Below are 8,467 nucleotides of genomic sequence, written 5' to 3'. Positions count from 1 at the left end.
CGGCACGCCCTGCGTGCCGCGGGCGTCCGCGCGTCCGGTTCGGCTCGGACACTGGCCGGAAATGGATTCGATAACGCGGTAAAACCCCGGCTCCCTAGCGTCGTGCTCGCCGATCAACACACGACCGCCGAGCCGATCCGAAGGAGCCGGGGTGGACTTCAGTCTGTTCTACTTCGCCAACGACAGCACCGATTCCGGCGACGCCGGGCGCTACGAACTCCTCCTGGAGGGCGCCAAGTTCGCCGACCGCAACGGCTTCACGGCGGTGTGGACGCCCGAGCGGCACTTCCACCCCTTCGGCGGCCTCTACCCCAACCCGGCCGTCACCGGCGCCGCTCTCGCCGCGGTCACCGAGCGGATCGGCATCCGCGCCGGCAGCGTCGTCGCGCCGCTCGGCCACCCGCTGCGCATCGCCGAGGACTGGTCGGTCGTCGACAACCTCTCCGCGGGCCGGGCCGGGGTGTCCTTCGCCTCCGGCTGGCACCCCACGGACTTCGTCCTGCGCCCCGAGGCCCACGCGCGCCGCAAGGAACTCCTCACCGAGACGGTGGAGTCCGTACGCGCCCTGTGGCGGGGCGAGAGCATCACCCTCGCCGACGGCAAGGGCAAGGACGCGGCCGTACGGGTCTACCCGCCCGCTGTCCAGCCTGAACTGCCCGTCTGGATCACCAGCGCGGGCAGCGCCGACACCTTCCGCACGGCGGGCGAGCTCGGCGCCGGGGTGCTGACCCACCTGCTCGGACAGGACCTCGACGAACTGGCCGGGAAGCTCTCCGTCTACCGGGCCGCGCTGCGCGAGCACCACGGCGACAAGCCCGGACACGTCGTGCTGATGCTGCACACCTTCCTCGGCACCGACACCGAGGAGGTGCGCGAGCTCGTGCGCCCCTCGCTCTCCGCGTACCTGAAGACCTCCTTCGGGCTGCTGTCGGGCACGGTCGACTCCGACCGCGGCACCTTCGACCCGCAGAGCGTGCAGGAGTCCGACGTGGACTACCTCGTCGAGCGGGCCTTCGAGCGGTTCTACGACCGCCAGGGCATGTTCGGCACGGTCGAGCGCGGCCTCGCCGTCGTCGAGCGGCTGGAGGCGCTGGGCATCGACGAGGTGGGCTGCCTCATCGACTTCGGGGTCGATGCGCAGCGCACCCTCAAGAGTCTTGAACACCTCAATGACCTGCGGGTTCGTGCCGCTGGACCCCGTATGGGGTCGATATAGCGACTCCTCGCAGAGTCGTACGCAACTCCGCCCGACCAACCGTTTTGGAGACCGACATGAGTGACGTCCAGACCGACGAGCGCACCTACCGCGTGGTCCGCAACGACGAGGAGCAGTACTCGGTGTGGTGGGCCGACCGCGACCTGCCGGCCGGCTGGCACGCGGAGGGCTTCGAGGGCTCCAAGGAGGCCTGCCTGGACCGGATCGGCGAGGTGTGGACCGACATGCGTCCGCTGAGCCTGCGCCGCCGGATGGAGCAGGCGGCCGCCGGCGACGCCCTCGCCGACGCCTCCTGACCCACCCCCACCCCCGCCCACCTCGCTCGCCCCTCCCGTTCCCTCCCACCCCCCACCGCACAGACCGCGCCGGCCCGGCCGCCCCCGCCCGGGCCGGCGCAGCACTTTCCCGCGCAGCACTTCCGCGCAGCCACACACGCAGTCGGCCACATCCGATTCGAGCCGGCCCGTCAACTCATCAAGAGGACCAGAGAGATGACTCCGCAGACCCGTCAGAATGACGCCGGCTCGACCCTCGCCGAGCTGGTCGCCCAGCAGGCGCAGCACACCCCCGACGCCCCCGCCGTGCTCGCCGACGGCCGGGCCCCGCTCTCCTACGCCGACCTGGACGCCTCCGCGAACCGCCTCGCGCACCGCCTGACCCGGCTCGGCGTCGGCCCCGACACCCTGGTCGGCGTCCACCTGGAGCGCTCCGCGTCGCTCGTCGTCTCGCTGCTCGCCGTGTGGAAGACCGGCGCCGCCTACCTGCCGCTCGACCCGGCGCACCCGGCCGAGCGGCTGCGCTCGCTGGTCGCCGAGGCGCGTCCCGCGGTGGTCCTGACCGCCGGCCGGGCCGCCGGTACCGAACTCGGCGCCCCCCAGGTGGACCTGGACGCGGAGTGGGAGCTGATCGCCTCCCTGCCGGACACCGCCCCCCGGGCCGCGGTCCAGAGCGGCCACCTCGCGTACGTCATCCACACCTCGGGCTCCACCGGCCGCCCCAAGGGCGTCCAGGTCACCCAGGCGGGCATCGCCAACCGCGTGCTGTGGACGGTGCGCACGCACGGCCTCGGCGCCGGCGACCGGGTGCTGCACAAGACCGCCATCGGCTTCGACGCCCACTGCTGGGAGGTCTTCGGCCCGCTGGTCAGCGGCGGCGCCGTCGCGCTCGCCCCGGTCGGCGCCGAGCGCGACCCCCAGGCGCTGGTGGCCGCCGCCGCCCGCCTCGGGGCCACCGTGCTCCAGGTGGTGCCCTCCGTGCTGCGGCTGCTCGTCGCCGAGCCGGGCTGGCGCGAACTGACCGCGCTGCGCCTGCTGTTCTGCGCGGGCGAGCCGCTCCACGCCGAGCTGTGCCGGCGCGCCCTGGAGGGCCACGGCGAGCGGCTGGCCGTCTGGAACACGTACGGGCCCACCGAGTGCTCCATCGACGTCACCGCCCACCCCTACGACCCCGCGCAGGCGAGCGGCCCCGTCCCGATCGGCCGTCCGCTGCCCGGCACCCGCCTGCTGGTCCTCGACGAGCAGGGCCGCCCGGTCCCCGTCGGCGTCCCCGGCGAGCTGCACATCGGCGGCACCAGCCTGGCCCGTGGCTACCTCGGCCGTCCCGACCTGACCGCCGAGCGCTTCGTGCCCGACCCGTACGGCTCCGCGGGCGGCCGGCTCTACCGCACCGGCGACCTGGTCCGCTGGCGCGCCGACCGCACCCTGGAGTACCGCGGCCGCGCCGACCACCAGGTCAAGGTCAACGGCGTGCGCATCGAGCCCGGCGAGGTCGAGGCCGCGCTGCTGGCCCACCCCGAGGTCACCGGCGCCGTGGTCACCGCCCCCGAGGGCGCCGACGGGGCCAAGCGGCTGACCGCCCACCTCACCACCGCGGACGCCGAACTCCCCGCCGACCTGCGGACCTTCCTGCGCGGGCTGCTGCCCGAGGCCCTCGTGCCGACCGTGCTCATCCCGCTCGCCGCCTTCCCGCTCACCTCCAACGGCAAGCTCGACCGGGCCGCCCTGCCCGGCCCCGTCCAGGACGACGCGGACCGGCCGTACACCGCCCCGCGCACCGAGGCCCAGCGGATCGTCGCCGAGGTCTGGCAGGGGCTGCTGCCCGTCGAACGGGTCGGCGTCCACGACGACTTCTTCCGCCTCGGCGGAGACTCCCTGCTCATCACCCGGCTCGCGGCCCGGCTGCGCGAGGCCACCGGCAAGGACGTCACCCCGGCCGAGCTGTTCACCTCCGCCACCGTCGAGGCGCAGGCCGCCCTGCTGACCGCCGCCGGGGTCCGGCCCGCGCTGGTCCCCGTCGACCGTTCCGGTGTCCTGCCGCTCTCCTTCGGCCAGCGCCGGCTGCACTTCCAGGACCGGATGAACCCCGGCGGCGCCGAGTGGGTCTCCCCGCTCATCGTCGGCCTGCCCGAGGCCGCCGACACCGCGCTCGTCCAGCGCGCCCTGGACGCGCTCGAAGTGCGCCACGAGGCGCTGCGCACCCGCTACCCGGCCGACGCCGACGAGAGCGGCCAGCGGATCGTCGCCCCCGGCCCCGTCGAGCTCGCCGAGGCCACCGCCACCCGCGAGGGGCTCGGCGCCCTGGTCGCCGGGCACTTCGGCCGCGGTTTCGACCTCCAGGACGGTCCGCTGTGGCGTGCCCTGCTGGTCCGCGTGGAGGGCCGCGGCCCGGTGCTGGTGATCGCCCTGCACCACATCACCTGCGACGGCTGGTCCTCCGCGCTGCTGGAGCGCGAGTTCGGCGAGCTGTACGCGGCCTTCGCCGCCGGGCGGGCCCCCGAGCTGCCCGAACTCGCCCTCGGGTACGCCGACTACGCCGCCTGGGAGCGCACCGCGCTGACCGAGGAGACCCTGGCCGCCGACCTCGCGTACTGGCGGGGCGCCCTCGACGGGCATTCCCCGCTGGCCCTGGCCACCGACCACCCCCGCCCGGCCGAGCGCGACCACCGGGGCGCCGTCGTCCCCGTGGTGATCCCCGCCGAGACCGCCGACGCCCTGGCCGAGCTGGGCCGCCGCCACGGTGCGACCCCCTTCATGACCCTGCTCACCGGGTACGCGACCCTGCTCGCCCGGCACGGCGGCGCATGGGACGTCACCGTCGGCACCCCCGTCGCCGGCCGCGGCCGCCCCGAAACAGCCAACCTGGTCGGTTTCTTCCTCAACTCCCTCGCCCTGCGCGCCGGCCTCACCTCCGACCTGGGCTTCGGCGAGGCCCTGGACCGGGTCCGCGAGGTCACCCTGGCCGGCTTCGGCCATCAGGAGGCGCCCTTCGAGCGGGTGGTCGAGGAGGTCCAGGGCGACCGCGACCTGTCCCGGACGCCCGTCTACCAGGCCGCCTTCGACCTGCACGACGAGACGCTGACCACCGGCGGCGCCGACCTGGACGACCTCGAGACCTTCCGGCAGGCCTGGCGGATCGCCAAGACCGACCTGACCCTCTTCCTGCGCCGCCGCCCCGACGGCGCCCTCGCCGGCGTCCTGGAGTACGCGACCTCGCTGTTCGAGGACGCCACCGTGCAGCGCCTGGTGGACCACTTCGTCCGCCTCCTCGCCGCGGCCGTCGCCGACCCGGCCACCCCGCTCGGCGCACTGGAGCTGACCGGGGCCGCCGAGCGCCACCGCCAGCTCGTCGAGTGGAACACCGCGGCCCACACCACGGTCGCCGAGCCCGCCGAGGCCACCGTCCTCGACCTGTTCGAGGCGCGGGCCGCGGAACGCCCCGAGGCCACCGCCCTGCGCCACGAGGGCCGCAGCACGACCTTCGCCGAGCTCGACGCCCGGTCCAACCGCCTCGCCTGGCGGCTGCGCCAGTCAGCCGCCACCACCGAGCACCTGGTCGGCGTACTGCTCGACCGAGGGCCCGACCTGCTGGCCGCGTTCCTCGGCAGCTGGAAGACCGGCGCCGGCTACGTGCCCCTGGACCCCGCCCACCCTGCCGAGCGCCTCGCGGGGATGCTCGCCGACGCGGGCGCCCGGGTGCTGGTCACCACCGCCGACCACGCCGTGCGCATGGCTCCCGTCTTCCCCGGCGAACTCGTCGTCGTCGACCGCGACCGGGCCGTGCTCGACGCACTGCCGAGCACCCGGCCGCCGCGCCGCCAGGACCCGCTCGCCGTCGCCTACACGATCTTCACCTCCGGCTCCACCGGCCGCCCCAAGGGCGTCGCCGTCGAGCAGCGGGGCCTCGCCAACCACGTCGCCTGGGCCGCCCGCGACCTCGCCGGCAGCCACGGCGGGGGCGCCGCCCTCTTCTCCTCCACCGCCTTCGACCTGGTCGTGCCGAACCTGTACGCGCCGCTCGTGGCCGGCCAGCCGCTGCACATCCTGCCCGCCGGACTCGACCTCGCCGACCTCGGCAGCACCCTCGCGCAGGGCGCCCCGTACAGCTTCGTCAAGCTCACCCCCGGCCACCTCGACATCCTGTCCCAGCAGCTCACCGACGAGCAGGCCGCGAGCCTGGCGCGGACCGTGCTCGTCGCCGGCGAGGCCTTCCCCGGCGCCGCAGCCACCCGCTGGCTCGAACTCCTCGGCCCCGGCCGGCTGATCAACGAGTACGGCCCCACCGAATGCTCCGTCGGCACCTGCATCCACCCGGTGAACGCCCCCGAGAGCGGGGTCGTCCCCATCGGCCGCCCGCTGCCCGGCCTGTCCATGTACGTCCTCGACCCGGAGCTGCGCCCCGTACCGCTCGGCGCGACCGGCGAACTCCACGTCGGCGGCACCGGCGTCGCCCGCGGCTACACCGGCCGCCCGGGCCTGACCGCCGAGAAGTTCCTGCCCGACCCGTACGGCCCGGCCGGCTCCCGCCTCTACCGGACCGGCGACCTGGCCCGCCAGCTGCCCGACGGCACCGTCACCTTCCTCGGACGCATCGACCACCAGATCAAGGTCCGCGGCTTCCGCGTCGAGGCCGGCGAGATCCAGGCCGTCCTCACCGCCCACCCCAAGGTCCGCGACGCGGCCGTCACCGCCGACCGCGGCCTGACCGCCTACCTGGTCCCCGCCGACGGGGAACTGCCCGACACCGCCGAACTCACCGCGCACTGCGCCCGGCTGCTGCCCGACTACATGCTGCCCAGCGCGTACGTCGCCCTCGACGCCATCCCGCTCACCGCGAACGGCAAGCTCGACCGCGGCCGGCTGCCCGACCCCGCCGACACGCAGGCCGACGGCGACACCGGCCGCACCGGCCCCCGCGACATCGTCGAGGAGCACATCGCCTCGATCTGGCAGGAACTGCTCGGCGTCGAGCCCGACGTGCACGACGACTTCTTCCAGAGCGGCGGCAACTCGATCCTCGGCATCCGCCTGATCTCCCGGATCCAGGCCGAGTTCCTCGTCTCCCTGCCGCTCCGCGCCATCTTCGAGGGCCCCAGCGTCGCCGGACTCGCCCGCGCCGTCGAGGCGCTGGTCCAGGCCGAGCTCGCCGCCGCCGACCCGGCCGCCGCCGACCCGGCCGCCCCCACCCACGACTTCTCCGTCTCCACGCAGCTGAAGGAGCACCAGGCATGACCACCAGCGCCGAGCGTACCCAGACTCCCGACCAGCTCCGCGCTGAGCTGCTCCGCAGACTCACCGCCGGACGTGCCGGAGCCGCCGGCCGCCGCGAGATCCCCCGCGTCGACCGCGGCCTGCCGCTGCCGCTGTCCGCCGGACAGCAGCAGATGTGGTTCCTGAACCGGCTGGAGCCGGAGAGCACCGAATACCTCGTCCCGCTCGCGATCCGGCTCACCGGAGACCTCGACGAGAGCGCCCTGCGCAACGCCGTGGACCAGGTCGTCGCCCGCCACGAGGTGCTGCGCACCCGCTACGACCTGTTCGGCGACGAGCCCGTCCAACTCGTCGACGAGCCCGGCCCCGTGCCGTTCCTCGTCGAAGACCTCGCCGCGCTGCCCGCCGCCGACAGGGAGAGCGTCGCCCGTCAGCTCACGGCCGAGTACGCCCGGGAAGCCTTCGACCTCGCCGCCGAATGGCCGCTGCGGGTCCGCCTCGTACGGCTCTGCGCCACCGAACACGTCCTCGTGCTCGTCTTCCACCACATCGCCTGCGACGCCTGGTCCACGCAGATCTTCGCCCAGGACCTCTCCGCCTACTACTGCGGCTCCCGCCCGGCCGGCGAACTGGCCGTCCAGTACGCCGACTTCGCGGCCTGGCAGCAGAAGAACACTGCGCTTGCCGACGGACCTGCCCTCACCCAGCACCTCGCCTACTGGCGCGACCGGCTCGACGGCGTCGCCCCCCTCGACCTGCCCGCCGACCGCCCGCGCCCCGCCGTCCGCAGCTCCGCCGGCGCGGCCGTCACCCTCGACCTGCCCGGACAGCTCGCCGCATCCCTGCGCGAACTCGCCACCGAGCACCGCACCACCCTCTTCACGGTGCTGCTCACCGCCTACCAGACCCTCCTCGCCAAGTACACCGGCACCAGTGACATCGCGGTCGGCACCGTGGTCTCCGGCCGCACCCGGCCCGAACTGCAGCAGCTCATCGGCTACGGCATCAACAGCCTGGTCCTGCGCGGCAGCTGGGACGGCGACCCGCGCTTCAGCCGCCTGCTGGAGCGCAGCCGCGTCGACGTCCTGGACGCCTTCGACCACCAGGACATGCCCTTCGCCCGCCTCGTCGACGCCCTGCAGCCCGAGCGCGACCTCTCCCGCACCCCCCTCTTCCAGGCCGCCTTCACCCTCCACGAGTCCCGTACCGCCGCCTACGACCTGCCCGGCATCACCGTCGAGCCGTTCGAGACCCCCGCCGACACCGCCCGCTTCGACCTCCAGCTCCTGGTCGAGGAGATCCCGGACGGCACCCTGCGCGGCCGCTTCGAGTACGCCACCGCCCTCTTCGACACCGCCACCGCGCAGCGCCTCGCCGACCACTTCGGCCGCCTGCTGCACGCCATCGCCGCCGACCCGGCCGCCCGGCTGTCCGCGCTCGACGTCCTCGCCCCCGCCGAGCGGGCCCTGGTCATCCAGCCCGCCCCCGAGGAGGCCCCCGACCCGCGCTTCGTCCACGAGGTGTTCGAGGCCCAGGTCGCCGCCACCCCCGATGCGGTCGCCGTCACCGCCGACGGGCACGAGCTCACGTACGCCGAGCTCAACGCCCGCGCCAACCGCATCGCCCACCACCTGCGCACCCTCGGCGCCGGCCCCGACACCCTCGTGGGCGTCTGCCTGGAGCGCGGCCCCGAGCTGATGCCCGCGCTCCTCGGGGTACTGAAGTCGGGCGCCGGCTACCTCCCGCTCGATCCGGCCAACCCGGC

The 8,467-nt window shown here is 74.6% G+C and carries 4 protein-coding genes (1 of these 4 only partly in view); all 4 read left to right on the top strand.

Annotated elements, in window-relative coordinates; translation table 11 throughout:
- Positions 1 to 151 precede the first annotated feature (151 nt).
- A complete protein-coding gene (locus ACFWBF_RS28250) occupies positions 152 to 1,216 on the top strand; it encodes a MupA/Atu3671 family FMN-dependent luciferase-like monooxygenase (protein ID WP_385606841.1) in 1,065 nt (354 codons plus the stop codon).
- Positions 1,217 to 1,272: 56 nt separating this feature from the next.
- On the top strand, positions 1,273 to 1,512 hold the full coding sequence (locus ACFWBF_RS28245; protein WP_385606839.1) for an MbtH family protein: 240 nt from the start codon (positions 1,273 to 1,275) through the stop codon (positions 1,510 to 1,512).
- 195 nt (positions 1,513 to 1,707) lie between these two features.
- Positions 1,708 to 6,723: an amino acid adenylation domain-containing protein gene (locus ACFWBF_RS28240; protein ID WP_385606837.1), complete on the top strand. Its 5,016-nt coding sequence runs from the start codon at positions 1,708 to 1,710 to the stop codon at positions 6,721 to 6,723.
- On the top strand, positions 6,720 to 8,467 hold the 5' end (the start) of the coding sequence (locus tag ACFWBF_RS28235; RefSeq protein WP_385606835.1) for a non-ribosomal peptide synthase/polyketide synthase. It continues 21,829 nt past the right edge of the window; the window shows 1,748 of its 23,577 coding nt (coding positions 1–1,748); the start codon lies at positions 6,720 to 6,722; its stop codon lies off the right edge, out of view. The genes ACFWBF_RS28240 and ACFWBF_RS28235 overlap by 4 nt, the downstream gene beginning before the upstream one ends.

The sequence above is a fragment of the Streptomyces sp. NPDC060028 genome (assembly GCF_042736725.1).
Lineage (GTDB): Bacteria > Actinomycetota > Actinomycetes > Streptomycetales > Streptomycetaceae > Streptomyces.
The sequence above is the reverse complement of the archived record's forward strand: the minus strand, read 5'-3'. Positions and strand labels throughout refer to the sequence as shown.

Excerpts from the sequence above, each read along its gene's own strand:
- ACFWBF_RS28245 (WP_385606839.1), top strand. The coding sequence starts at position 1,273 with ATGAGTGACGTCCAGACCGACGAGCGCACCTACCGCGTGGTCCGCAAC.
- ACFWBF_RS28240 (WP_385606837.1), top strand. The coding sequence starts at position 1,708 with ATGACTCCGCAGACCCGTCAGAATGACGCCGGCTCGACCCTCGCCGAG.